This window comes from Streptomyces sp. NBC_00273 (assembly GCF_036178145.1).
GTDB lineage: Bacteria > Actinomycetota > Actinomycetes > Streptomycetales > Streptomycetaceae > Streptomyces.
On the sequence record NZ_CP108067.1, the window covers coordinates 9,280,194 to 9,305,188 of the forward strand.

Consider the following 24,995-nt stretch of genomic DNA (forward strand, 5'->3'; position numbering starts at 1 on the left):
CATGACACCCACACCCACCACCCTGCTGCCCGCCGGCCCGGCGACCGCCCTGCCGGCACTCGTCGCACGGCACGCCGAACTCACCCCCGACGCCCTCGCCGTCGTGGACGGCGACACCACCCTCACGTACGGCCGTCTCCTGCGGGCCGGCCGGGCCCTCGCGGCACACCTGCGCACGCACGACGTGGCCCGCGGCGACCGGGTGGCGCTCCTGACGGCGCGGTCGTCCCGCACGGTCGTGGCGCAGCTCGGGCTGTGGCTGGCGGGAGCCGTGTGCGTGCCGCTCGATCCCGCCCAGCCCCGCCCGCGCACCGAGGCGATGATCGCCGACGCGGAAGTGACGCTCACCGTCGGCGACGCGAAGCTGTTGGACGCGGCCGCACTCCCCGGCCCCGCCCTCGCCCTGCCCGAGGAGCCGCTCACGACCGGTCGACCGGTCGACGAGTCCGACCCGGACAGCCCGGCATTCATCATGTTCACCTCCGGTTCCACCGGCCGTCCCAAGGGCGTCCTCGTGCCGCACCGGGCCATCGCCGAGCTGGTCAGCGCGCCCGACTACGTCACCCTCAGCGGCCGCGACCGCGTCCTGTTCCACTCGCCCATGACCTTCGACGCCTCCACGTTCGAAGTCTGGGGCGCCCTCGCCAACGGTGCCGCGGTCGTCGTCTGCACCGAGCAGCGGCCCTCCCTGGAGGACCTCGCCCGGCACGTCGAACGGCACGGCGTGACCGTGGCCTTCTTCACCACGGCCCTCTTCCACCAGCTCGCCGCACGCCGCTCCCGCGTCTTCGCCCAGCTCCGCTCGGTCGTCGTGGGCGGCGAGGCGATGGCCGCCGCACCGGCCCGTGAGGTGCTCGCCGCCTTCCCCTGGTTGGAGCTCGTCAACGGCTACGGGCCGACCGAGACGACCACCTTCGCCACCGCGCACCGGGTCACCGGGCAGGACTGCGAGGGGCCGATACCGATCGGCAGGCCCGTCTCCGGGGCCACGGCGCACGTCCTGGACGCCGAAGGCCACCCGGTCGCGGACGGCGACCGGGGCGAACTGTGGATCGGCGGCAGCAGGCTCGCCCACGGGTACACGGGCCTGCCCGCACTCACCGCCGAACGGTTCGTCGAGCATCCCGCCGCCGCTGGCGGGCTGCTCTACCGCACGGGCGACATCGTCTCCCTCCGGCCCGACGGCATCCTCCAGTTCCACGGCCGCAACGACGACCAGGTCAAGGTCCGCGGCTTCCGCATCGAACCGGCCGAGGTCGAACACGCCCTCCGCGAGCAGCCGGACGTGGACGACGCCGCCGTCACCGTCGACGCCGCCGGCAGCCCCGAGGCCCGCCTCGTCGCGTTCGTCGTCCCCGCGGCCGGTCCCGTACCGCACGGCGCGGCGCTGCGCGAGCGGCTCACCGCGGTCCTGCCCGCCCACCTGGTTCCCGACACGGTCACCGTGCTGGAACGGCTGCCCCTCACCCCGGCCGGCAAGGTCGACCGGCGCGCACTCGCCGCACGCGCGGACACCGCACGCGCGCACGCCGCCCAGAGCCCGCCCGCCGACGAACCGGCGGCGCAGATGACACCGCTGGAACAGGCCGTCGCCGAGGTGTGGAGCCAGGCCCTGGGCGTCGAGGTCACCTGCGCCGCCGACGAGTTCCTCCTCCTCGGCGGCCATTCCCTCCTCGCCCTCGCCGTCACCGACGACCTGCGCGAGGAACTCGGCGTGGAACTCTCCCTCGCCGAGTTCTTCGCCGCCCCGACCGTCGCCGCCCAGGCCGCGTTGGTCGAACGAGCCCTCCTGGCCGCCCATGCGGACCTCCACCCCGAGACCCCGGAGCACAGCGATGTCCACTGACACCGACTCCGCGGCCGGCAACAGCCGCCAGCAACTCCAACAGGAGCTGCTGCGCCGGGCCCGGGCCGGAACCGCCCGCCGCGCGACGGCCCAGGCCGGTCCCACCGCCGGTGCGGGCGCGGATCAGGGCGGCCGCGCGCCCCGGGACACCGTCCCCTCCGGTACCACCGCCACCACCCGGCAGGCCGGAAGGGTTCCCCTCTCCCGCGCCCAGCGCCGCATGTGGCTGATGGAGCGGCTCGGCGGCGCGGGCGACTCGTACCACGTACCGTTCGCCACCCGGGTGCGCGGTCCGTTCGACGCGGCCGCGTTCGCCACCGCCCTCACCCAGCTGGTGGCCCGGCACGCCATTCTCCGCACCCGCTACGCGGAGCACGACGGCGAGCCGTACCAGGAGGTGCTGCCGACGCCACGGACGGTCCCCGTGCACGTCGTCGACACCGGCGCGACGGACGCCCCGGAGCTGCTGCGGCGCGAGTCGGCCCGGCCGTTCGACCTCGCGGCCGGCGACGCCGTACGGGCCCTCGTCCTGCGCCACGGCCCGCAGGACCACACGGTGCTGCTGACCTTCCACCACATCGCCGTGGACGCCGCCTCACTGGAGACCGTGGCCACCGAACTCGCCGTCCTCTACGCGGCGGCCACCGACGGAACGGGTCGGCACGCGCTCGCCGCACCGCCGCAGTACGCCGACCACGCGCGCCGTGAGCACGACGACCTGCCCGGCTTCGAGGCGGAGCTGAACCGCTGGAGCGACCTGCTCGCCGACGCCGCCCCGCCGCGGCTGCCCCAGCCGGCGGCCGCCGCTGCCTCCACGGCGGCCCGTCCCGGTGCCGCGCACACCGTGCCGCTGGCGCCAGGGGTGCCCGACGCCCTACGGACGCTGGGTGCACAGCGCCGGGCCACGCTCTTCGCGGTGTCGCTCACCGCAGCCTTCGCCGCACTGCACCGCCTCACCGGCGGCGACGACCTCGTCATCGGCGTGGCCGGCACCCACCGCAGCGGAACCGCCATGCGCGGCCTCGTCGGCCTGTGCGTCAACACCCTGCCCGTACGGGTGGACGTCTCCGGCGACCCGTCCTTCGCCCAACTGCTGCGCCGGGTGAGCGACGCGCTCCTCGAAGCCCAGCGCCACCGGCACATCCCCTTCGACCTGGTCCTCGAACGCCTCGGCGCCGGGGCCCGCGGCGCCGACGGCACCGCACTGGTCCGCGTCACCTCGGACGTCCTCGGCGAGCCGACGGTCCTGCGGCTTCCGGGCACGACGGCGGAGTACGTCGACATCCCCTCCGACGGCGCGAAGTTCACCTTGTCCTACGGCCTGGTGCCGGGCGACGCCGCACCGCCCCTGGCGCTCGTCCAGTACGACGCGAACACGCTGGACGACACCGTGGCGGAGGCGGCCGCACGGGACTACGCGGCCCTGCTCCACGCGGTCGCGGCCGACCCGGAACGCGCCCTGAGCGAGCTGCCCCTCCCCGGTCCGAACGACGGCTCCGGCCCCCGGGACGGAGCCCATCGGGAGGCCGATGGGGAAGCCGATCGGGAAGCCGATCGGGAAGGTGACCGCCACCCGGCCGCGCAGGCGCTGCGCGCCCACCCGGGCGTGGCCGACGCCATGGTGGTCCAGCCCGAGCAGGGACCGTCCGTGGCCTATGCCGTCCTGCACGACAGCTTCGGCCCGTCCGGTCACGAACTGCTGGGCCTGCTCCGCCGGTCGCTCGCGCCCGAGGCCGTGCCCGCCACGGTCACGCTGCTCGACGCGCTGCCGCGCTCGGCCTCCGGGACGCTCGACCACGCCCGGCTGCCCGGGCCGTCCCTGCCGAGCAGCCCGTCCGGCCCCCGGGCCCGGGCGGTCGAGGAGGGTTTCACGGCCGTGCTCGGCGTCGCCCCGTCGCCGGACGACGACTTCTTCGCCCTCGGCGGCCACTCCCTGAAGGCCGTGCAGCTCGCCGAACGACTGCGTACGGACCTCGGACTGCCGCTCACGGGCCTCGACGTGCTCCAGGCCCGTACGCCCCGGGCGCTGACCGCGCTCCTCGACGAACGGGCGGCACGGCAGAGCGCCGCGAAGGCCGCGAGCAGGCCGGCCCCCCGCTCCCGGGACATCCGTCCGGGCACGGTGCTCGTCACCGGCGCGACGGGTGGCGTGGGCGCGTTCGTCGTACGTGAACTCGCCGCGCAGGGCCGCCCCGTGCTGGCCCTGGCCCGGCCCGAGTCCGCCCATCTGATCGCCACCGAGGGCGTCGACGTCATCGAGGGCGACCTCTCCGACCTGGCCGGGCTGCGGGACGCCGTCGCACAGGCGGACGCGGTGGTCCACGCCGCCTGCACCTTCACCCGGCACGACGTGGACCTGGCGGCGATGGAGACGATGGTCGACGCCTGGCGGCGCGGACCGTTCGTCTTCGTCAGCAGCGTCGACGCCTACGGGCACCCCGGGACGGACCGGGTCGCCGAGGAGTCGCCGTCCCACGAGCCCGTCAGCCCGTACGGGAGGGCCAAGCTCGACTGCGAGGCCGTGCTGCTGCGCGCCGCGGGGACCGAGGGGCGCGGGGGCGCGAGCGCCGTACGGTCACCGATCGTCTGGGGCGCGCACGACCGGCTGCGCGAACAGCTGCGCTGGGGTGCCATCGGCACGCTCTACCAGTCCGCCCGCCAGGGCCGGCCGATCGAACTGCCGCGCCCCGGCACCGGCGGACACGACTGGTACGGAGCCGCCTGGGTGCACGCGGCCGCTTTGGCCCGTGCGGTGGCCGAGTGCCTGGACCGGCCCGTGCACGGAGTCGCCAACGCGTGCAGCGGCCACGTGTCCTGGCACGACCTGGCACAGGACCTCACGGAACTGCTCGGCTCCCGCGCGGACCTCCGCGCAACCGGGACGGTTCCCCGGGACCTCGACCACCGCTGGCACTACGACAGCGCCCGCCTGGCCCGTCCTTTGCGCGCACGCCCGGGAGAGGACCGGCGGACCGTACTGGCAGAGATGATCGATGCCATGCCGCCTGACCACGGCTGACACGCTGCTGCGCCCGGAGCCCCCGGGAGGCTCCGGGCGCAGCAGCGCGCCCTTCGACGGCGCGAACGGGGCCAGACCGCTCACGCTTGCGCACCTGCCGCTTACTGCGGCTTCGGGCCCTTCATCAGCTTGCTGAGCTGTTCCAGGGGGCCCTCCGTCATGCCTCGGACGTAGTCCCAGCCGTTGTGGTCGCCGCCCTGTATCTCGTGGATCGAGACCTTGATCGGCCCCTTGCCGAACTGCTGCTGGAACTTCTCCATCCGGTCGCGGCCGCCTTCCTTGGTGCCGTACTGGAAGAGGATGTTCACCTCGGGGCCCTTGTCGTTGATCAGCTTCGGGGCGAGCTTCTCGGGGTTGTTCGCGTCCATTTCCGCCTGGTGGCCCTTCCAGAGCGGGGAGTCCGGGACGATCTCGCCGCCGTTGGCGATGACGGCCCGGAAGCGGTCCGGCTTCTGCAGCAGCTGCTTGAGGCCGACGAAGGCGCCGGAGGAGTTGCCCATGAAGGCCCAGCCGTCGCGGGACTTGTACGTACGGAAGTTGGCCCGGGCGAGGTCGGGTACGTCCTCACCGATCCAGGTGCCCATCTTGGCCTGGCCGGGTATGTCGGAGCCGTCGTAGTAGTACTTGGCGTCCGGGTTGAGGATCGGCATGACCAGGATGAACGGGAGGCTCTTGCCGGCTGCGGCGCCCTCGGCGACGGCCTTCTGGAGGCCCAGCTTCGGCATGGTCGCCCAGTAGTTGTCGGCGTTCCCGTTGCCTCCGGGCAGCGCGATCATGACGGGGAAGGCGCTCTTCGCGTACTCCGGGCGGTCGTACTCCTTGGGAGTCCACACCCAGACGCTTCCGTCGAAGCCGGACTTGGCGCCCTTCACGCGGGCCTTGGATATGCGGGTGCCGTCGTCCAGCTTGACCGTCTGCTTGAAGTCGGTGAACGGGCCGGTGGGGAGGGAGACGTCCGGGTCCGCGCTCGGCGCGGAGGCCTGCTTCCCGCCGCCGGTCTCCTTCTTCTCCTCCGCACCGGCAGAGGGTTTCCCGTAGCTGACGGACTCCCCGTTCCCGTCGAACCAGTCCGTCTTCCAGTAGATCAACCCGGCGCCGGTGCCGGCGAGCAGGGCCACCGCCACCGCGGACGCGATCCACACCTTCCTGCGGGATCGCCTGGGCTGCTGTGGCTGCGGGTACTCGTGCACGAACTTCGCTCCGAACAGGGCGGCTGCCCTCGGGCGGGCAGAACGGGTGGGCTCTTCTCCTCTTTGGATGTGTTTTCCGACCCGAAGGGTTGCAAAAATGTGCAATAAATGTCGTTTACATTTCAAATGAGCGCGTCACTCCGGCTGTCCCACCAGCCCCGCTCGTCCCCGATTTCGGTGAAGCGGCGGCAACCGGCCCATCCGTCACCACGCTGGCGGAATCACGCCGCACGGGCATGACCGCAGCGTCACTGTCAGGCTCAGCGCGGGCGGCCCGTGGACGACGAAGTTCAGGAGCGGGCGGACCAGGAGGGCGACGGCCATGGGCTCCGGAGCCGGCCCCGACCCGGGTCGGAAGCCACGGGGTCGCGAAGCCGAGGGTGACGGAGGTGTCCCGCTCCTCCACGTGCACGCGCCGTCGGCCCTGGATGTCTCGACCGCAGCCGCCGAAACATCCAGGACGCGGTGGGCGCGCGTGCACGGGCGGTTCGCGCAGGTCAGCCCCAGGCCCTGTCGTCAAAGTCCCGTCGGGCCCGCGACGCCCGGCACCGCACCTGGCCGCGTTGTCGGGGCACCCGAGTACGTCCAGTACACGGGCGCCCTCTGCCTTGCCATGCACGGCACCGGACGCCGCGGGCTCGGCCGACGCCACTTTGACGACAGGACCTAGCGGGCCAGGGGCCCGCGGCGGGTTCGGCCGGCAGACCCGAACTCGGCGACGACGTACGGTCGGCACACGGGGGCCCGCTGCAGGTTCACCGTTGGTACTGCAGGGCGTCGGCGCCCGCAGCGATGACCTCGGCGAGCCGGTTGGCGACGGCCGCGTTGCACCCACCGAGCCGCACGAAACCGTGGCTGGCCACCGGGCCGTCGTTGCACAGGGAGGGAAGGGTCATGCCGGCGAGCGCGAGCGCCGCCTGGAGGTTGGTGACTGCTTCTTCGCCGTCCTGGTAGGCGGCGTCCTGAAGCCGCTTGTACTGCATCCGCTCGGCGTGGGTCAGTTCGTACACCGTGGTTCTTGCCCTTCGTGGGAGGAGTGGGAAATGCGGGAGGTGAGGCGCCGGATCACGGCTCGGCCATTGCCTTGGGCACGCCGCTGGCACGGGCGCCGCGTCGCTCGGGGTGCGAGCTTCGGCTCGGGCAGCAGCCCGGTGAACGGGGCCCGGACCTGGGCATGGACCGTCGGGTTGAGTCTTCGCACGGCCCGTGACTATCGCTTTCGATCTTCGTTTCAAAGGTGCAGGCGAGCACCCTTGTGACGCATGGGAAGGACGGGGTTGTCCAGGAAGTTGGCGGCTGTCACTGCCTCCGCTTTTCGCGGTCGCCCCGCACGGGCCTTTCGGCCCTCTTGCGTCGTGGTCCGGCAGCGCCGTCACCGCCGGCCCGCTCGTGCGGGAGCCAGACGGCCGGTGCCTCGGGTACGACCGTCATGCGCCGTACCCGAACCTGCCGCCGTTGGACGGAGTGCGGCTCGCCCTTCCGTCTGCCACGGAGTACCCGGGACGGACACCGTCCGGGCCGCTGCGGGCCGTGGCCGTCTGCCCGGTCCCAAGGACGGATGCCGACGGGTTCCGGTGTCGGGGAGCAGCTTGGCGGGGCGGCCTGGTGAGCGTGATCTGACGGACCAGCTGCTGGAAGCAGGCCAGCGCCGCCACGGCCGGGAGGGCGGACGACATCTCCGCCGCGAGCGTTCTGGGTGCTTGGGCCACGCACAGGAGCGTCGCCAAGGTGGAGAACAACAGAACGATCGACCAGGAATGAACCGCACGGCGCTGGTGCAGCGCGGACCTGAGGATGGACAGCGAGGCGACCGTCCAGGGCCCGTAGATCAACAGGGGCCACCAGCTCACCACTTCGCGGGCCGTGTGGAGTCCGGCGCTGTGGCGCAGGGCGTCGCAGATGGCCATCCCGCTGAGGATGCTCACCAGAGTGGCGATGACGGCGACCAGCAGGGCGGTGAACAGGCTGCCCGTTTGCACCAGGGTCGCCACCGGCGTCCTCGACGAATTCCGACGGTGCCCGCTGGAAGCGCGTTTGGCGGGTCGCTCGATGGGGGTCTGCTTCAAGCCCGCGACGAGGCCGATGGTGCTGGCCGTGTCACCCGTGAGGTCGTAGCCGACGTGGGTGAAGGACTCCGGCTGTCCCGGTCCGGGGCTCTCCTGGAGCAGGCTCGCGAGCTCTTCCACCGGATCCCACGACAGCTCCGTCTCGCCGGACCTGCCCAGCGGCTCCCCGTGCTCCGGCCGAAGCCAGGACATGGTGGTGGCCGGCTGCGGGGGGAAGCCGTGGACGTCCGGGTACCCGTACGACTCATGCACGGGAGCTGCCGCCCGAGCGCTCGTCGACGGCCGTGGACGGTGCGGTGCTCCCCGACCTCCGGTCGAAGTCGACTTGGATCATGCTCATCGTATGGAGGAAGTCCTCGAGGACCGAGGACGAGTAACACAGATCGATTTCTAGGCCCTCGTCTTCCAGCGTTGCGTGCCGGCTCTCGCTACAGCCCGCCGATCCTGGAGTGAAGGTCCACTTTCCGATCCGGGTAGTCCCGGTGTGAAAACCACCTCCCCCCTCGCCTTCTTCTAGAGGCCTACGGAAGAAGAAGGGGGGCTTTGCTGTTGTCATATTCCATAAACGCTGTCGATGTTGGTCAGGGTATGCGCCATCCGGGTGATCGTGGTGGATGGATAAGTTTCGACCCTACCTCCAGTCGATTCCGGTAACACGGCGATAGCTCGGCGACCACGTCCTGTCGCACTGCAAATCCGCAGCTCAGGGAGGCGATGAGTGCCGGGCCCGCGCGGGCCCGCGACGACTCTGCCGCGCGCTACGCGCCCGACCGGCGGCGTCGCCCGTGCAGGACCGGATGCGTCTGCACGCACCGCCGACTCGCCATATTTTCATCCCTCCATGTCGCCGCTCCGGCGTCGTTCCGCCGTGCGCCGTACACGCGCACGCCGGTCGCCGGCTTCGCCGCCACTCGCTGACTGATCATCACTAAAACGGCTGAAATGCCAAGGGTCGGCAGATTGCTGCGCATTGCTGCAATCGGTGGTCGGGGCGCAACCCTGCATATGCCTCTGCGTTATGCCGGACGATCGACGGGGCTCAGATCGTGGGCTCCCTCGAGCTTCCGCCTTCGAAAGGATCAGCTGTGGGACATCTTCTCCTGTGGATCGTGCTGCTCTCCGCCGCACTGGGTACGGGCTGCACCGCGTTCGCGTCATCAGGGACCGGCCGACTGTGGCGCGTGGACGCCCTTGAGCTGAGGCGTCAGCAGCGGTTCGAGCACGTCTTGTCCTGCCACGTCAATGACCTCCGACTGTCTCGCGGGCAAGCCGCGGCGCAGGTGGAGGCATCTGCCGGCGTCTCGGCCGGCCCCGGTGTGGAGCCGCTCCGGGTCGTCCACGAACCGTACTGGCCCTTGTGCTCCCCGGTGGGCCGGATGATGCCGGCGCCCGGCGACGAGGGTCCGCGCCCGCGATAGGCATTCGATGCTACTGCCACACGATGATGTGCCGATGATCTCGAACGGAATGCCGTGCAATTCCTCGCGTCGGCGAGGTGTGCATGCGGCGGAAAGAGCAACCGTCAATGCCGAATCCTTAAAAACCCCGGCAATCTGCACATCGCCAGTAGTGCAAAAACCCCGGCAATTCGTACATTGCCGGATCTCGACGCCCTAGTACCCGCCTGTACCGTCCGCACCGTCGGCGGTCCGTGTAATTACCGTTCGACGCACCTCCGTACTAAGCGCTGACGCAAAGGGCGGGAAATACCCAAAATAGAAAAATTATCATCCACCTATTCTTGTTCCGTGCGACCGAGGAGTAACTGAATTTCGTGAAGGGGCATGAGCATGGCTCCTGTGGTGACTTATCGGATAGAGGGTCTTGGTCGGCTGCACGACGTCGTGTCCGGAAGGGGGCGGCCCGTGCCGTGAGAACGGTCCGGGCCGCGCTGATGCGCGTGACGCGCCGCCTCGCCGACGCGGGCACGGCCGACGCGGTCACTCCGCCCAGAGAGAAGAGGGGATCGATACCCGTACTCCAGGACGAATACAGGGCGGGCTTCCCCCTGCCCTTGCCTCGTCGAACGAGCGCCCCGAGCGACCCCCACGAATGTTCGTGGTGCTTCTCCCTCGGAAACCCTGACCCTCCCGTCCGGCCCGACCCCGACCGCGACCCCGGGCACTGAACGGATGCCGTGCTCCGGCCGGGAGTTCTACGGCGTGACGGCCGGCAGCCCGATGGCGATGCCGCGCCGCCCGGAAGCGCCGACTCTGACGCGGCCGAGGGTGCGGTGAACGGCGGCCGACGACCTTCGAAGGGTATGAGACCGTCGACTTCACCTGCCCGCGTTGCCGCAGCAGGGGTCAAGGAACTGCGGTTCGTGGGCCACGGCGGCGGCCGGACCGTGTGGGTGCGGGGCCACCGCCACCTCTGATTCAGCACGAACGTCGTGGCACGCGGCAGGTCTTGAACATGGTGAAGACCTCCGGTGCGGTGGGAGCTGTCGAGGAACGCACCGCGCCGAGGTCTTCGTGTCCCACCGTAGTGCCCGGCTGACCGTCTTCGCTAGGCCGTCCACGGTGCCGCACGCGGAGTGCTCTCGTCCCGAGAGGGGGCGTCATGGAGTCACTCGGGACCCTGTTCACGGCCGCAGCCTGGGGTGTTCCGCTGGTCAGCCTGTTGGGTGGGGCGATCCTCGTCGTAGCCGTCACGCGTTGGCGCCGTCGCGCAATCAGCGTTCTGGAGAGGGACGAGGAGGAACAAGGCGGACCTGCCCTCCGGTCATCCGGTCGGTAGGGGGGCGTGAGCGGCAGGAGATCGACCAGACCCGCCTCGGCGCGGGCCGAGGGCCGGTAGTCGACCCCGTCCGGGAGGACGACGGCCGGCCGCGACCGCGAGGGCAGGGCGCCCGCCGGAGCGTTCACCGTGCAGGGCGAGCGAGGGGACCGGACTCTCCTCCTGGAGTTCGGAGGCGGCCTGGACATGCGGGCTGACCTCATGGAGGCGATCTCAGCCGAAACGCGTGCCGTCTCGCACTCCAGACCCTGCGCCGCCCGACCCGAGCCGCACGGACGTGTTCGAGGGTCACGGCCCGTCAGCCCGCGTCGGGTCCGCCCGACCGGGCAGCGTCGTGGGCCGCCAGTGCGGCGCGCAGCGTCAGTGCATCGGCTCCGCGCGCAGCGTCCAGTCCGGTGAACTCGGTCGCCTTGCGCAGACGGTAGTCGACCGTGTTCGGATGGATCTGGAGTCGGGCGGCGGCCCGGCGCCGGTCAAGACTGCACGCGAGGAACACGCGTAACGTGGACAGCAGTTCCGGGCGCGCATCGAGCGGGTCGAGCAGCGCCGCGAGCCCGTCCCGGGCCGGTCCGGGGCGGCTCAGCTGGAATTCGAGCAGCACGTCGTCGAGCAGGTACAGGCCGGGCCCCCGGCCGGACGCCTCCGCCACGCCGCGTACCTCGCCGGCCAGCCGGGCGGCCTCGGCGACGCCTTCCGGCGCTGCGGCTGCGGCCGCGGCCAAGAGCTCGGCGCCGCACACCCGACCGAGTTGTTGGACCAGTCGGGAGAGCCGGTCCCGGTCCGCGCGGCCGAAGTCGGCGGCCGGTGTCTCGTACGGGACCAGTACCAGCCCGCCGTCGCCGGACAGCACGGACAGCGGGACCCCCCTCGTCTGGCGCTGCAGTTCATTGCGCAGCCGCCGGAGTTTGCGACGCGCGGCGACCGAATGGTTCATGCCGGGCACCAGCTCGTCCGGGTGCGGTCCCACGCTGATGCTCAGCACCAGGTAGCTGGGCGGCAGATGGATGCCCGCGCGATCGGCCGCGGCCTGCGGGCTGCCGCCCTCCAGCAGCCGGGACAGCAACGACTGCAGGGCGACCTGCTCGTCACTGAGCGCCGTCTGTCGCTCCTGCACGTACCCGGCTGCGACCTCGCAGCTCACCAGCCGGAGGAACGCGAGCAGTTGGCGCTGGACCAACAGCACGTCGCCCAGGTCACCCGGTTCGGCCGCCGAGAAGACCTGGGAGGCGCACTCCTCCGCACCCAGGTGGTAGGCGCCGACCACGGCCTCCAGCGGCACGCCCTCGTCGGCACGCCGGGCCGAGGACTCGCGGATCGCCGCCGCTTCGGCGTGCCCGGGCAGTTCGCCCGTGCGCAGGACCACGGCGAAGCTGCGGATGCCGCGGGTCACCTGCTTGGCGATGTCACCGCCGAGGTGTTCCGCTGACAGCGTGCCGTACACGGGCAGCCGCTCGACGAGCCGGACCATCACCGCACGTTCCAGCGCCACAGCGGCGTCCTGAAGCCGCTTGTGGACCGGCACGCCGCCGAACTGCGGTACCGAGTCCCGCCCCACTGCGTTGGATCCGGTCACAATTCACCTCGCACATTTCTGTTCCCCACCCCGGAGACGTGGCCGCCTACCGGCCCGATGATGTTTCCGGGACATGTCCTACTGGTTGGTAACACGGTTGACCGGTGGATGGCCAGATGCGGCAGACCCCGACCGCATCGTTCCCCGCAATCCCCTGCCGGGGGCCGCCAGCCCCGGCCTGACGCGCCGATGCACCCGACCTCGTAGCGGCGCGTCAGCCCCCCACCCAGAAATCGAGGGACACATGTCCAAGGCAGCCGTTCGCCTGATCGCCGTCGCCGTCGTCACCGCGGCGGCCCTGACCGCCGCGCCGGCGGCCACCGCCGCCCAGTCCACACCGGCAGCAGCGACGGCCACGACGAGCGACCCGTTCTACACCTATGGCGACAGCACGCCCCTGTCCGCCTTCGCGCCGGGCACCGTGCTGAAGACCCGGACGCTGCAGTACCACCTCCTCGGCATCTCCACGCCCCTGAAGGCGGTCCAACTGCTCTACCGCACGACCGACGCCCAGGGCCGCCCGGCCGCCAACGTGACCACGGTGGTGCGCAGCCCGACGGGTGACCGCAGCAAGGCGGTGTCTTACCAGTCGTTCTACGATTCCCTCGACCCGGAGGACGGGCCGTCCCGTGCGATCGCGGGCAACGTCACCCTGGGCGGCCTCATCCCGAACGTCGAGGCCGTCTTCCTGGCGCCCCTGCTGACCCAGGGCTACGACGTCGTCATCCCGGACACCGAGGGGCAGCAGGCGCACTTCGCTGCGGGACCGGAGTACGGGACGAACACGCTGGACTCGATCCGCGCCGCCACCAAGTCGGCGCAGACCGGACTGAATTCCGGCACCGCATTCGGCCTCATGGGCTACTCCGGCGGTTCCATCGCGACCAACTGGGCCGCTGCGCTCGCGCCGAGCTACGCGCCGGACGTGCAGCGCAAGCTGGTCGGCTACGCCGAGGGCGGCCTGCTCGTCGACCCGGCGCACAACCTGAGGTACGTGGACGGCTCGCTGGCCTGGTCGGGCGTCATTCCGATGGCGGTCATCGGCGTCTCCCGGTCCTACGGCATCGACCTCACGTCCTATCTCAACGGCTACGGCCTGGAGGTGTACAAGGAGCTGGAGCACGGCTCCATCATCGACGCCATCGGTCGCTACCCCGGGCTGACCTGGAAGAAGATGGCGAAGTCGCAGTACGCCGACCCCAACTCGATCCCCACGTTCGTGGAGGCGATGAACAAGGTCAACCTCGGCTCCGCCGCCACCCCCGCCATCCCCGGATTCATCGCCCAGGGCGACGCGGGCTTCCTGGAAGGGACCTTCGGCAACCACCGGGGGATCGGAACGGGCGACGGCGTCATGGTCAGCGGAGACGTGCGGGCGCTCGCCCGGCAGTACTGCGCCACCGGTAGCTCCGCCGTCAAGTACAGGCAGTACGAGCTGCTCAGCCACACGGGTGCGGCCGTGGCCTGGGCCCCTGCCGCGCTGGACTGGCTGGGTGACCGCTTCGCCGGCAGGCCGGCCCCGTCCGACTGCGGCCGCATCCCCACGGGCAACTCACTGGCACCGGAGGAGCCGACGTCGCGGTCCTGACGTCCGTGCGAGGGCCTGCCTGCCGCGCCTCATCCGCGCGGCAGGCCTGCGCCCGGGGTGGTGGCCGGTCAGGGCCGTAGGGAGCGGGCGAGCCGCAGTCCCACGTCCTCGATCCGTAGCGTCGGGTGGCTGCGCCGTCGTACGGAGGCGCGGCAGCTCCAGTGCTCGTCGAACCAGCCGCCGCCGCGCAGTACCCGGTAGGAGCCGTACACCTCGGGGTCGTAGACGTCCCAGCACCACTCCCAGACGTTGCCGAGCATGTCGTACAGGCCCCACGGGTTGGGGCGGCGGCCGCCGACCTCGTGGATCCGTTCCCCGGAGTTCCCGCGGTGCCAGGCGATGTCGTCGAGGGGCCCGTAGCGGGGGCCGGTGGTGCCGGCCCGGCAGGCGTGTTCCCACTCGGCCTCGGTCGGCAGCCGGTAGCCGTCCGCGTCCCGGTCCCACGTGATGTGACCCTCTTCGCCGTCCCCGCCGTCCGCCGTGTCGGCGGTTCCGGCGGTGTGGGGGAGCTGGTAGGCGGGGGTCAGTCCTTCCTGTCGGGACAGGGCGTTGCAGTACCGGACGGCGTCCCACCACGACACGCTGTGTGCCGGGAGGCGCCCGCCGTCCTGCCCGTCATCGGGCCGTGTTCCGGTCACCTGCGCGTAGTCGGCCCGGGTGAGGGGGCACGCCGCGAGGAGGTACGGGGCGACCTCGACCGTCCAACTGCGTTCGGTGCGGCGGTCCGAGAGGACGACGTGTCCGCCCGGCACGGTGATCATCATGCCCGGTTCTCCTGCTCCTGGTGTTGGTGTCGGCCCTGATCGTGGTGGTCGGCCACGGCGAGGGCGGCGGCGTAGCCGTCGGGGGCGGGCAGGTCGGTGAGGACCCAGCCCGTCACCGGTGCCGGGGCGGAGGCGGAGCCGACGTACGGTTCGGCCAGGCCCCGGGCGAGTCCGGTGCCGGCGGCCTTGAGGCAGGCCTCCTTGCGGCACCACAGGCGGGCGAGGGCGCCGGGGCGCCGTGGTGGAGCGAGGGCGGTCAGTTCGGCGCTCTCCACCGGGTGCAGGGACTCCAGGACGTCGGCGACGGCGGGACGGCCGTGGGGGCCGCCGCAGCACGGGCAGTCCTCCCGGACCAGGGTGACCTCCCGCGGGTCGAGACCGAGGCGGGCGCCGAGCAGGACCCGCAGCCCCAGGTGCGAGGCGAGGTAGCGGTGGCGGTGGCCGGGCAGCAGTTGTGCGGCCTTCTCGCGTTCGCCGGCGTCCAGGACGGCGTCCGCCTCCTCGACGCGGTACCCGCCGACCGTGTCCGCGGCGGTGTCCAGGGACCACACCGAGGCGTCCGTGCCCGTGGGCGCCGGCCCGATCCACGGTGCACCGCGGCCGAGTTGGTTCACGTACTCGATCATCTGATCGAGAGTAGACGAGGTGGCCGGTGGGCACGGCACCCCGACTCTTCCACGCGGGACGATCGGTCCGTCCGCTCTGTGGGCCGTACCGGGCCGCACGGCCCGCCCACCCGTGCGGTCCACTTCCCCCGTGGTGGTCGCCGCGGTGTTCGCGGGGTGGGTACGGTCTGTCCATGTACTTGATCGGTCCGGGGCAGCAGCAGCGGGGGCATGTCCTTCTCATAGCGGGGGACGCCGCGGTGCGCCGCGGCACGGTGCATCTTGCGCCGAGCGCGAATCTCGCCGCTCTTGCGATGGTGCCGGCTTCGGTGTTGCTGGGAAGCGGGCTTCCGACGGACACGGTGTGTCTGGACGGGGCGCGTGATCCGAACACGGTGCTGGCGCGGTTGCGTGCAGCGGCCGCGACTCCCGGGCCGTTGTTGCTCTATCTTTCGGGCCGGCTCACCGCTGACCGGCGCGGCCGCGGGTTGTACCTGGCTCTGGCAGGGACGGCGCGCGCGGCCGTGCGGTACACGGCTCTGCCTTGGGATTGGCTGGTGGGCGAGCTGCGGGGCCGCCCTGCCGGGTTGACGACGGTGCTCCTCGACCTTGCCGCGGACAAGGAGGCCTGGCCGTTGCTCCAGGAGTGCGGCGGTCTGCCGGGCCTGCCGTCTCCGGAGGTGTACGGGGTGGTGTGCCCGCCGGGTTTCGCGGCGGGGAGCGGTACGGTCAGCGGCTACACGCGGCACTGGATCGAGCAGCTGCGCCGCAGTCCGTCCCGGCCGGCCGATGTGCAGCTGCACGCTTTGGCGGCGGGAGCGGCGGGTCTTCCGCCGGGTGCGCTGGTCCTGCCGACCGCCCGCGAGCTGGGCATGCGCCCGGGCCCGCAGCAGCAACCGCTGCCGCAGCAGCCGCAGCAGCCGGACCTGCAGGGGTCGTGGCAGGAAGCGGGCGCGCCGGCCACGGCGCCCTCCGATCGGGTGCCGGGCGAAGGGTCGGGTGGGGATCCGCGGCCGCACATCCATGCCTTGGCGACCGCGGGCCGTCATTCGGAGGCGGCTGCCCTGGCCCGGGCGTGGGAGGAGCACGTCCGGCAGGCTTACGGGTTCTCCTCCCCGGAGGCGGTCCAGTGGGCGGAGATCCGTGCAGATCTGGCGCGGATGGCGGGTGATTTCCTGCTGGCGACGGCGTTGTGGATCGGGGCCTGTCGGGTCCGACTGGCCGGTCAGGGCGCGGCCGACCCCGAGGTCTATGCCGCGGCGGCCGGGGCGCTGTACTGCTGGAGCCAGCTCAGGGACCGGGCGTCGGCGGTGGAGTCGGGGCCCGAACTGCTCGCCCTACTGAGGGCCCTGCCCGCGCTGGAACCCCGTTACCTGCGGCTGGCGCAGGCACGCCTGGAGGCACTGCGTGCCCCCGAGCTGCCGCGTGCCGTTCCCACCTGAGCCCCGGGAGCGGCGGCCGGGCTGCCCGCCTGCGCTGCCCGGCTGCGCTGCCGCCGCCGGGCAGCCGCAGCCGGGGTGTGGGGCAGGCGGTCTCAGGCGGCTCGGTTCTTTCCTTCGTCGTGCTGGCGTGCGGTGCGTAGGGCGTGGCCCCACCACAGGAGGTCGTCGATGAGGAGGGTGGCGGCCTGTGCGGCGGCGTCGGTGTCGCGGGGTGCTCCGGTTTCGTCGAAGGGGAACTGGTGGAAGCTGACCGTTTCGCGGAGCGTGGTGGCGTGGAGTTCGGCGAAGACGGGGCGGAGTTGCTCGACGGCGCGCAGGCCGCCGGAGAGGCCGCCGTAGGACACGAAACCGACCGGTTTGCGCCGCCAGATCTGCCCGGCGATGTCGATGGCCTGTTTCAGGGAGGCGGGGAAGGAGTGGTTGTACTCGGGGGTGAGGACCACGTAGGCGTCCGCTAGGGCGAGGCGTTCGACGAATGCGTGGCCGTGGGGTGTGAGGTCGGGGGTCCAGTGTGCCGGGAGGTCGGCGTCCGCGAGGTCGGCGACGGTGAGTTCGATGTCGGTGCGGGCGGCGGCGATGGTTTCGAACCAGCGGGCGACGGTGGGGCCCAACCGGCCTTCCCGGGTGCTGCCGACGACGAGTGCGATACGGAGGGGAGTGGTCATGACCTCATGTGTAGAACATCAAGTCCGGTTGAGGTCAAAGGACTGAGGGCCATGTGCTGCGGACCACGTGCGGTGGGTCATGGGAGGCGGGTCATGGGTTGCGGGTCAGCGCCGCGGGAGCGCCCGCCGACTGTGCACCCTCGGATTCCAGTGTGAGACGGTCCGGGTCCGTCATCGTCAGCACGTACAGGTTGCCCCGGGGGCAATCGAGGACCGCCGCACGGTCGGTGGGATGGCTGGTCGCCGCTTCGAACACCGCGCTGTTCCCGCGGATCTGCTGCAGCCGCAGGGCCTCGGTGCACCCCAGGTTCTGCCCGGTGGTGAGCTCCTTGAGGTCGCTGACCTGCCGGCCCACGAGCTCGCCCACCGCTCCGCCGTTCAGTGTGACGGTGACGGAGAACTCACCCGTGCGCGCCCGGGACACACCGTCCGCGTCGGGAGTTCCGGGTCCGGCACCCGACCACGTACCGGCCCACGCGGCCGGCAGTGCCCCCGCCGGACCCATTGCCGGCGCGGGTGAGGACGCCCCGGGGGAGGGTGTCCGGCGCTCGCCGTCGTCGCTGCCGTCGAGGTGTCCGGGGAGCCACACCGCGAGCGCGACGGCTGCGGCGACGATGGTGGCACCCGCGGCCGCGCCGGCGCCCCGCGAGCGCAGGACCGCCCGCCTCGGCCCGCGCCTCGGGGACACGGGGGAGTACGGCGGAGTCGGCGGAGGCGAGAGCGGTACGGGCACGGATGAGGGGGGAGAGCTGTCCGCGCCGGGAGTTCCGAGAGCGCTGTTTGCACGGGGGGTGCGGGGGGCGCTGGTTGGCGGTGGGGGCAGCGTGAGGAGATGGCGGAGCTCGGTCTCCCGGCGCCCGGCCTCGGCCGCCAGGGCCTGCGGCGCGGCGGGCCCCCAGCCCTGTGCCGGGCTGCCGCCGGCCAGCCGCGCCGCTATGTCCTCGGCAAGGGGACGTTGTTGCGGGTCCTTGGCCAGGCATTCCCTCACCAGCGCCCGGAGCGGCTGGGGTACACCGTCGAGGTGCGGTTCGTCGTGCACGATCCGGTACAGCAGGGCCGGCAGGTCCAGTTCCTCGCCGTCCGCGAGGAAGGGACTGCGGCCGGTCGCCGCGTACACGAGTACCGCGGCGAGGGAGAACACGTCGGCCGCGGCCCCGGCCACCGCGCCGGTTGCCTGTTCCGGCGCCAGGAAACCGGGTGTGCCGATGACCGTGCCGGTGCGGGTGTGCCGCGCGTCGCGGACCGTGCGGGCGATACCGAAGTCGATCAGGAAGGGCCGCTCCGTACCCAGCAGTACGTTCGCCGGTTTGATGTCGCGGTGGACGACCCCTGCCGCCCGTACGCTGACCAGGGCCGCCGACAGTTCCTGTCCCAGCTGCCGGACGGCCGGGGCCTGCAACGGCCCCCATCCGCGTACCCAGTCACCCAGCGACGGCGCGGGCACGTACTCGGTCGCCAGCCACTGCGGGGAGGCCCCCGGTGCGCTGAAATCGACCACCGACACCGTCCACGGGCTACGTACTCGGTCGCTGGTGCGTATCTCCCGGTCGAAGCGGTGCGCGAAGTCCGCTTCCAGGCTCAGCTCGCGGTGCACGGTCTTCAGCGCGAGCGCCCGCCCGGACATCGTCCGCGCCAGGAACACCTCACCCATGCCACCCGATCCGAGCCGTGCCAGCAGACGGTACCCGCCGATCTCCAGCGGGTCACCGGGCCGCAAAGACTCCATCAGTTCCCCCTGCCCCCGGCCGTTGCCGGACCGCGCCGCGCGGCCCGGGTGCCGGGCCGCCGTGATGGACCCTAGAGGACGAGACCTCGCCGCGCCCGCTCAGGGGGAGTACGGCAGGACCCCCGCCCCGCCCGGCGAAGTACTTTCTGGTCGATCAGGGCAGCCCCGAGCTTCCCACCGAGGTCCTTCGGGCGGTGGCCTGGGACGCTCTGCACCGTCGCGACGGCAGGCATGGACGGATCGGCGTCGAGATCGGATCCGACCTCAGCTTCACAGTGGAGAGCGATCAGCGTCCCGGCGCCGATGCACAGGAGAGGCTCCTGCCGCGGTTCTTCGGTTCCCTGCTCGACCTGTTCGACGTGCAGCGCTGGGCTCCCTCCGCGGCTGCCGCACTCAGCGTCCGTACGGTCATCGAGGTGTGGCTGGATGGCCACGGCCTTCGTCAGGAGCTGGTCGGGATGGCCCCGACCGGCCCACCGGAAGAGTTCTCAGCGCCGAAACCGGTCGGGACCCGGACCACGTTCCACCTCGATCCGTCATTCTGCGGTGCGGGCGAGGCCATTGCCTGGGCGCTGCGACCCGAAGAACTGCACGGAGAAGCGTGCAGGGAACACCCTTCCCCCACGACGTTCCCGATCTACGATCTGCGATCTCCGCTCGGAGACTGAGGAGCCACTCAGCAAGTAGGACTCGTGGCTGTCCCGCAATGACCGCTCATGGCTCCGGGAACGGCGGGGTGCCGTCCATCACCAGCAACAACTTCCGAGCAGGTGTCGCCTCTTCCGGCCGTACGGAGGAGGCGACACCCGTGATGACTGACCGGCCCGCGTACACGGCTGTCCTTGCGGCTGCCTCCCAGCCCGTTTGCTGCCGGTAGCTCGCCTCGTGCTTGCGGCCCTGGGCCGCCGCAGCGGCGGAGTGCCACTGGTCGGTCCGGCAGATCCTCTCCAGCAGGTCCAACAACTCGGCCTTGCAAGCCACGTGCGGGGACCCGACCAGTTCGAGTAGGAACGGGACCGTGTGAGCCGTCGCCTCGCCAACGACGAACCCCAGCGCACAGATGGCGTCGCCCAGGTCATCGACGGCGATACGGGCCGTGTCCTGATCTCCGTGTGCGATCCGGGACAGCAGTGGGGGAATACCGCAGGCCGCAGCCCCCGTCGCGTCGTGCAGTTCTCCCCATCGGACCCCGGAGACGCCCCTCAACAGACTTCCCACGTCCTGCTCCTGATCCCTCGCCGGATGGACGAGCGGACCGAACATCGGCCGACCTCGCCCGCACCCGCCCCCATACGCGCGCTGACGTTCGGGCGCAGGCTATCGCCTTGGTTGAGTCAGAACCCGAGCGGGCGCGAATCAAGCCGGCCGTGCGGCAGTTGGGGGAGCGAGCGGTACGGAGCGGGGGCGTCCGGATGTCTTGTCCGACCTGTGATCCGATTTTCGGACATGCGCCCCATCAGACCCTCTAATCTGAGCATGTTCAAAACGAGGGGGAATCGAGAAGTGAAGATCAAGCGCATCGCCGCCGTCGCGGCCGCGGCCGTCGTCGGTCCGGTCCTGCTCACCACGCCCGCGATGGCCGAGGAGCAGAGGCAGCCGGCCGTGACCACGCCGGACGCCGCGCCGAAGGGCGACACGGCACCGGCCGCCGGGGAGAAGGCGGGGACGGCGGAGACGGAGAAGCCCGCGACCACCGGCACTTCGGCCGAGCGGCCGGCCGCCGGGTCCGCGGTGGCGCCGCCGGCCGTTCCGCAGCCGCCGGCCGTTCCGCAGCCGCCGGCCGCCCAGACACCCGTACCCCCGGCCGCCGGGACGCCCGTCGCCCCGGCCGCCGGAACGCCCGTCGCCCCGGCCGCCGGAACGCCGGCGAAGGACTCCGCGGGCCCTGCGACCGAGGACCCCGACCAAGAGCTGCCCACCGGGATGCTCATGGGGCCCGAAGTCAGCGTGCAGGGGATCCCGAAGGCCGGTTTCAAGGCCGACGGCAGCTGGACCCCGCTGACCGTGCAGGTCGACAACTCGGGCCACGTCGCGGTCGCGAACTACACGCCCGAGATCTCCGTCACGCAGCGGGACGGGAAGATCAAGGCCTCGCAGGTCAAGGTCGAGCAGCGGGTCACCGCCGGGGACGGATCCGTCTCCTGGCAGCCGGCGAAGCTGGTCCAAGGCCCGCAGTTCGGCCACGGGTTCAACTACAAGCTCGCGACGACCACCTCCGTGGCCGTCGACGCCGTCTACGGCATCGACGTGCGGATCAGCTTCGCCGTGGACACCCCGGTCGTCGCCTTCGACCTCACCGCCGACGGCACGAGCCGCATCGGCGGCAAGACCAGTGCCTCGCCCACGTCCTGGTACAGCACCGCGATCACGGGTGCGACCCCCGACAACGACCAGCCCGTGGTGACCGAGGGCCCCGAGCTCACCATCGGCGGCCTGCCCGGCGGCCTCGCCGTGGGCGGGGCCTGGCAGGACCTCACCGTCCACGTCGACAACTCCGGCAAGCCGGCCCTGGACGACTTCCACCTGTACTTCACCCTCGCCCGGCCCGACTGGGTCCCGACGGAAGGCGAGAAGCTGGAGGTCGAGGTCTACGGTAAGAACGGCTGGGAGCGCGCGGAACTCGGCTACAGCGACGGCTACTACATCGTCAACCACCTGGCCGGTGGCCGCGTCCCCGCGGGCAAGGCCTTCGACGTCAAGCTGCGCATCCGGTTCGCAGCCGACACCCCGCTCGGCTACGCGCAGTTCCAGGCGTCCGGCACGCTCCTCGAGATCGGCTCGCACCTTCGCAGTGCCAGCCGCCCGGTCCTGGTGAAGATCCTCGCCGCCGACCCGAACACCGGCAACCAGCCCGGCCCGAACGGCGGCACCACCACGCCGATCAGCGACACGGGCAGCACCGGCCAGGCCGGAACCACCACCGGGGCCGGCGGCGAGCTCGCCGCCACCGGCGCCGACGCGGCCACCAGTTGGGCGCTCGGAGGTGCTGGTGTGGCGCTGGCCATGGGCGCGGCCCTGGTTGCCGGCACCGGCCGCCGCCGCCGTACGACGGTCTGAACGGCCACCCTCAGCACGTGAAGGGGCCTGCGGGGGGATGCCCCCCCGCAGGCCCCTCCGCGCGTGCACCGGGCCCCACCATCGGCGGACCCATTCGTGGGGTGGGGGTCGGTCGGGATGGTCGGCCGCGACATGGGCGGCAGAGCAGCCCGTGGGAACGCGTTCGACCGAGATCCGCCTGCCGTGAACGGTCGGGCGGACATTACGGTAGGGCGCGATGACCTACGTGTGGGGGGATGCGGACGGTGCCAAGGTCGATGCGCCGGTGGCTGTGGGGTGGTTGGGCAGCGCTGGTCCTGCTCGGTGGCGCGGCCACCCTGTACTTGGAGGACGGAGCAGGCGCTCCGGCAGAGCCACATCGATGGCAGCGCCCTTCCTCACCCTCACAAGAACCGCTCCCTTGCCCGACTTCCACCCTGGAGGCGCCGGCGCCGGAGACTCGCAGCAAATGCTTCTTCTGGGAGCGGGGATAGACGGCTCACCGCTGACCGGGGCCGGAACGGTGCTGCCGGATGATGAGACAACCACTTGCAGAAGATCGTCGCCGGAACCAGCGTCGCCTGACCCCAGCCCCGCGGAAACGGCAGCTACCGCCTCGGCGACTTCCGAGGTCACCACCCGACAAGAACCGGTCTCGACCGAGAACGGCGGCTGACCGCCCGGGCCGGTGGGGAGCGTCGCCTGCAGAGGCGGGCGAGGAGGCGGGCGTGCTGCGGTTTCACTTCACTGCAGAGGATCTGGCGCTGGTGCGGGTCACTGTTCTGGGTCCCCTCGCGGAGACGCAGCTGAGTTTGTGGAACCTCCAGCGGCGTGACGGCAAGGCACTGTACGGCGGCTGGCGCATGCGCACCGGCCCGCTGGTCACCAGCGACGGGCCGGACACCGCACGGTTCCTCAGCCGCCCCGCCGGGGGGCTGGTGGATCTGTTCACCCTGGTCGGCGCGGCAGGCTGTATGGACGAGGGGGTAGAGCGGCTGAGCAGTGCGCCCGACCGTCGGCTGCGCGCGGAGTTCGCCGTCCTTCCGCCCACGGACAGGTGGCGGGCGCCGTGGCTGACCGAAGCGATGCATGCCGACCCGCGGGCCGTACGAAGGCTGGCCGCCGCACTGCAGGACTGCCACCGCGTCGCGGTGGCCCCGTACTGGGGGCGAATCCACCAGCACCTGGACGGGGAAGTGGCCCGGCGCGGGAGGCTCATGGTGGAGGGCGGGGTGGGGGCACTGCTGAACAGCCTGCGCCCGATGGCCTTGTGGAAGGCGCCCGTGCTGGAGATCCCGGGCTACCGGCCGCTGGCCCACCCGGATGCCGACTTCCACCTGGCGGGTCGTCCGCTCGTTCTGGCTCCATCGGTGTTCTGCGGGCCGGTTCCCCAGTTGTTCGCCAGCCTCCAGTCCGACACGGTCGTCATGGTGTATCCGGCGCTGAACAACCCGGTGGAGGCGGCAGGCCTATGGGCTCCCCCCGCCGATTCGCGCCAGGTCGATTCCCCCGTACCACCCGCTCTGTCCGCGCTCCTCGGCCGTACCAGGGCGGTCGTGTTGTGCGTGATAGCCGACCATCCGGCATGCACCACTACGCAGCTCGCCCAAAGGGCGGGCATCTCACCTGCTAGCGCGAGCGAGCACGCCACCACGCTGCGCAGTGCCGGGCTGACCACCCTCACCCGGGAGCGGAAGGCCGCCCTTCACACGTTGACCCGTTTCGGTCTCGCCCTGCTGAACTCCAACGGCTCGGCCCCGTCCAGTACCTGAACACGAACCCTGCTCCCCGGGGCCGGCCCGCGTTCGGCAGGGCGAAACGGGCCAACCGCGCCGAACGCGCCGGCGTGACTGCGGGTCAGTTGCTGCGGGCGGTGATGTCGCCGTAGGAGGTGGTGGCGCGGATGGTGAGGCCGGCGCCGTCGGCGTTGGTGAGGGCGTTGTGGATGCGGCCGTAGGCGGTGCCGGCGTCGAGGGTGGCGGAGACCCCGCGGGCGGCGCCGACGGTGATGTCGCCGGCCTGGGTGGTCAGTTCGACGGTGCCGCGCTGGGCCTCGGCGATCTGCAGGTCGCCCTTCTGGGTGGTGATCCGGGCGGCGCCGCGCAGGCGTCCGACGGAGACGTCCCCGGCCATCAGGGTGAGGTGGGCGCTCGCGGTCTCGTCGAGGTCGACCGTGCCGTGGGCGCTCTCGTAGGTGACGTCGCCGAGGCGCCCGGTGCTGCGGAACTCGGCGGTCGCGGTCTTCGCTTCGACGCGGGAGTCGGCGGGGAGTTGGACGGTGATCTTGACGGATCCCGGGTTGCTGATGATCGGGCTCTTCGCGGGTGCGGCGGCGATCCGCAGTACACCGTCCTGGCACGTGGCGGTGGTCTGCTCTGCGGCCTTCACGTCGCGGCTGTTGGAGGCGTCGACGGGCAGGATCTCGACGGTGGTGTCGGCCCGGTCGGCGGCGATGAAGTGGATGAGGCCGGCAGGGACGTCCAGGACGGCGGTGATCGGGGTGGCGGTGGCGAACTTCTGCATGGTGCTTCTCCTTCATCAGCGGCTGCGCTCCGTGCGCCCCGCGGTTTCTGATGAACGAAAAGCTACGTTGCATTCAAGAATCTGGCAACAGACTCGTTGCCCCGTAATCACGTTCGTGCAGGTCATGGTGGGGATTTCATTGCAATGGTTTCGAGCTTAACGCAACAACCCCCACACCATATCGTTGCAATGGAGTGGGGGTGAATGCTCCGG

Annotated in this window: 18 protein-coding genes and 1 pseudogene; 9 read left to right on the forward strand and 10 right to left on the reverse strand. The window is 71.5% G+C overall.

Features of this window, described 5'->3' with window-relative positions; translation table 11 throughout:
* Position 1: 1 nt before the first annotated feature.
* Entirely contained in the window at positions 2-1,846 is a 1,845-nt protein-coding gene (locus OG386_RS41590; RefSeq protein ID WP_328792505.1) for a non-ribosomal peptide synthetase, read from the forward strand.
* The gene (locus OG386_RS41595) at positions 1,836-4,865 is read left to right on the forward strand and encodes a condensation domain-containing protein (protein WP_328792506.1); all 3,030 of its coding nucleotides are present in this window, start codon (positions 1,836-1,838) and stop codon (positions 4,863-4,865) included. The genes OG386_RS41590 and OG386_RS41595 overlap by 11 nt, the downstream gene beginning before the upstream one ends.
* Before the next feature lie 101 nt (positions 4,866-4,966).
* Here the strand turns inward: OG386_RS41595 and OG386_RS41600 are convergent, their stop codons facing one another.
* From OG386_RS41600 to OG386_RS41610, 3 genes are all read right to left on the reverse strand, one after another.
* Entirely contained in the window at positions 4,967-6,055 is a 1,089-nt protein-coding gene (locus OG386_RS41600) for an alpha/beta hydrolase (protein WP_328792507.1), read from the reverse strand.
* A gap of 755 nt (positions 6,056-6,810) precedes the next feature.
* Positions 6,811-7,065, reverse strand: coding sequence for a hypothetical protein (locus OG386_RS41605; RefSeq protein WP_328792508.1), 255 nt, complete (start codon positions 7,063-7,065; stop codon positions 6,811-6,813).
* Between the two features lie 417 nt (positions 7,066-7,482).
* Positions 7,483-8,373 carry a hypothetical protein gene (locus OG386_RS41610; RefSeq protein ID WP_328792509.1) on the reverse strand — a complete coding sequence of 297 codons (891 nt, stop codon included), beginning with the start codon at positions 8,371-8,373 and terminating at the stop codon, positions 7,483-7,485.
* 833 nt (positions 8,374-9,206) lie between these two features.
* Between OG386_RS41610 and OG386_RS41615 the strand changes: the two genes are divergently transcribed.
* Both OG386_RS41615 and OG386_RS41620 read left to right on the forward strand, forming a co-directional pair.
* Entirely contained in the window at positions 9,207-9,539 is a 333-nt protein-coding gene (locus OG386_RS41615) for a hypothetical protein (protein ID WP_328792510.1), read from the forward strand.
* Positions 9,540-10,974: 1,435 nt separating this feature from the next.
* Positions 10,975-11,259, forward strand: a pseudogene (locus OG386_RS41620) (DUF6461 domain-containing protein); the annotation flags it as partial.
* Here the strand turns inward: OG386_RS41620 and OG386_RS41625 are convergent.
* Positions 11,159-12,433 carry a PucR family transcriptional regulator gene (locus OG386_RS41625; RefSeq protein WP_328792511.1) on the reverse strand — a complete coding sequence of 425 codons (1,275 nt, stop codon included), beginning with the start codon at positions 12,431-12,433 and terminating at the stop codon, positions 11,159-11,161. The pseudogene OG386_RS41620 and the gene OG386_RS41625 overlap by 101 nt on opposite strands.
* Positions 12,434-12,677: 244 nt before the next feature.
* Between OG386_RS41625 and OG386_RS41630 the strand changes: the two genes are divergently transcribed.
* Positions 12,678-14,021 carry a lipase family protein gene (locus tag OG386_RS41630; RefSeq protein ID WP_328792512.1) on the forward strand — a complete coding sequence of 448 codons (1,344 nt, stop codon included), beginning with the start codon at positions 12,678-12,680 and terminating at the stop codon, positions 14,019-14,021.
* Positions 14,022-14,089: 68 nt separating this feature from the next.
* Here OG386_RS41630 and OG386_RS41635 read toward each other — a convergent pair whose 3' ends face one another.
* Both OG386_RS41635 and OG386_RS41640 read right to left on the reverse strand, forming a co-directional pair.
* Positions 14,090-14,782: a formylglycine-generating enzyme family protein gene (locus OG386_RS41635; RefSeq protein ID WP_328793541.1), complete on the reverse strand. Its 693-nt coding sequence runs from the start codon at positions 14,780-14,782 to the stop codon at positions 14,090-14,092.
* Positions 14,782-15,411, reverse strand: coding sequence for a 4'-phosphopantetheinyl transferase family protein (locus OG386_RS41640; RefSeq protein WP_328792513.1), 630 nt, complete (start codon positions 15,409-15,411; stop codon positions 14,782-14,784). Before OG386_RS41640 ends, OG386_RS41635 begins: the two co-directional genes overlap by 1 nt.
* 536 nt (positions 15,412-15,947) lie before the next feature.
* Between OG386_RS41640 and OG386_RS41645 the strand changes: the two genes are divergently transcribed.
* Positions 15,948-16,832 (forward strand): hypothetical protein, encoded by an 885-nt coding sequence (locus OG386_RS41645; protein WP_328792514.1) that lies wholly within the window; start codon positions 15,948-15,950, stop codon positions 16,830-16,832.
* 92 nt (positions 16,833-16,924) lie between these two features.
* Here OG386_RS41645 and OG386_RS41650 read toward each other — a convergent pair whose 3' ends face one another.
* Positions 16,925-17,497: an NADPH-dependent FMN reductase gene (locus OG386_RS41650; RefSeq protein WP_328792515.1), complete on the reverse strand. Its 573-nt coding sequence runs from the start codon at positions 17,495-17,497 to the stop codon at positions 16,925-16,927.
* Between the two features lie 91 nt (positions 17,498-17,588).
* The gene (locus tag OG386_RS41655; RefSeq protein ID WP_328792516.1) at positions 17,589-19,223 is read right to left on the reverse strand and encodes a serine/threonine-protein kinase; all 1,635 of its coding nucleotides are present in this window, start codon (positions 19,221-19,223) and stop codon (positions 17,589-17,591) included.
* Between the two features lie 194 nt (positions 19,224-19,417).
* On the opposite strand from OG386_RS41655, the gene OG386_RS41660 reads away from it, so the two are divergent.
* Positions 19,418-19,891, forward strand: a complete 474-nt coding sequence (locus OG386_RS41660; RefSeq protein WP_328792517.1) for a hypothetical protein — start codon at positions 19,418-19,420, stop codon at positions 19,889-19,891.
* A 46-nt stretch (positions 19,892-19,937) separates the two neighbouring features.
* On the opposite strand, the gene OG386_RS41665 is transcribed toward OG386_RS41660, so the two are convergent.
* Positions 19,938-20,441, reverse strand: a complete 504-nt coding sequence (locus tag OG386_RS41665; protein WP_328792518.1) for a hypothetical protein — start codon at positions 20,439-20,441, stop codon at positions 19,938-19,940.
* 285 nt (positions 20,442-20,726) lie between these two features.
* Here OG386_RS41665 and OG386_RS41670 point away from each other — a divergent pair, with 285 nt between their 5' ends.
* Together OG386_RS41670 and OG386_RS41675 are read left to right on the forward strand one after the other, a co-directional pair.
* Positions 20,727-22,280 carry a hypothetical protein gene (locus OG386_RS41670; RefSeq protein ID WP_328792519.1) on the forward strand — a complete coding sequence of 518 codons (1,554 nt, stop codon included), beginning with the start codon at positions 20,727-20,729 and terminating at the stop codon, positions 22,278-22,280.
* A 707-nt stretch (positions 22,281-22,987) separates the two neighbouring features.
* Positions 22,988-24,031 (forward strand): winged helix-turn-helix domain-containing protein, encoded by a 1,044-nt coding sequence (locus OG386_RS41675; protein ID WP_328792520.1) that lies wholly within the window; start codon positions 22,988-22,990, stop codon positions 24,029-24,031.
* A gap of 85 nt (positions 24,032-24,116) precedes the next feature.
* Here OG386_RS41675 and OG386_RS41680 read toward each other — a convergent pair whose 3' ends face one another.
* Positions 24,117-24,782: a DUF4097 family beta strand repeat-containing protein gene (locus OG386_RS41680; RefSeq protein ID WP_328792521.1), complete on the reverse strand. Its 666-nt coding sequence runs from the start codon at positions 24,780-24,782 to the stop codon at positions 24,117-24,119.
* Between the last annotated feature and the right edge of the window lie 213 nt (positions 24,783-24,995).

Coding starts and splice junctions, on each gene's coding strand:
- OG386_RS41595 (WP_328792506.1), top strand. CDS start 1,836: ATGTCCACTGACACCGACTCCGCGGCCGGCAACAGCCGCCAGCAACTC.
- OG386_RS41640 (WP_328792513.1), bottom strand. CDS start 15,411: ATGATCGAGTACGTGAACCAACTCGGCCGCGGTGCACCGTGGATCGGG.
- OG386_RS41630 (WP_328792512.1), top strand. CDS start 12,678: ATGTCCAAGGCAGCCGTTCGCCTGATCGCCGTCGCCGTCGTCACCGCG.
- OG386_RS41655 (WP_328792516.1), bottom strand. CDS start 19,223: ATGGAGTCTTTGCGGCCCGGTGACCCGCTGGAGATCGGCGGGTACCGT.
- OG386_RS41650 (WP_328792515.1), bottom strand. CDS start 17,497: ATGACCACTCCCCTCCGTATCGCACTCGTCGTCGGCAGCACCCGGGAA.
- OG386_RS41590 (WP_328792505.1), top strand. CDS start 2: ATGACACCCACACCCACCACCCTGCTGCCCGCCGGCCCGGCGACCGCC.
- OG386_RS41635 (WP_328793541.1), bottom strand. CDS start 14,782: ATGATCACCGTGCCGGGCGGACACGTCGTCCTCTCGGACCGCCGCACC.
- OG386_RS41680 (WP_328792521.1), bottom strand. CDS start 24,782: ATGCAGAAGTTCGCCACCGCCACCCCGATCACCGCCGTCCTGGACGTC.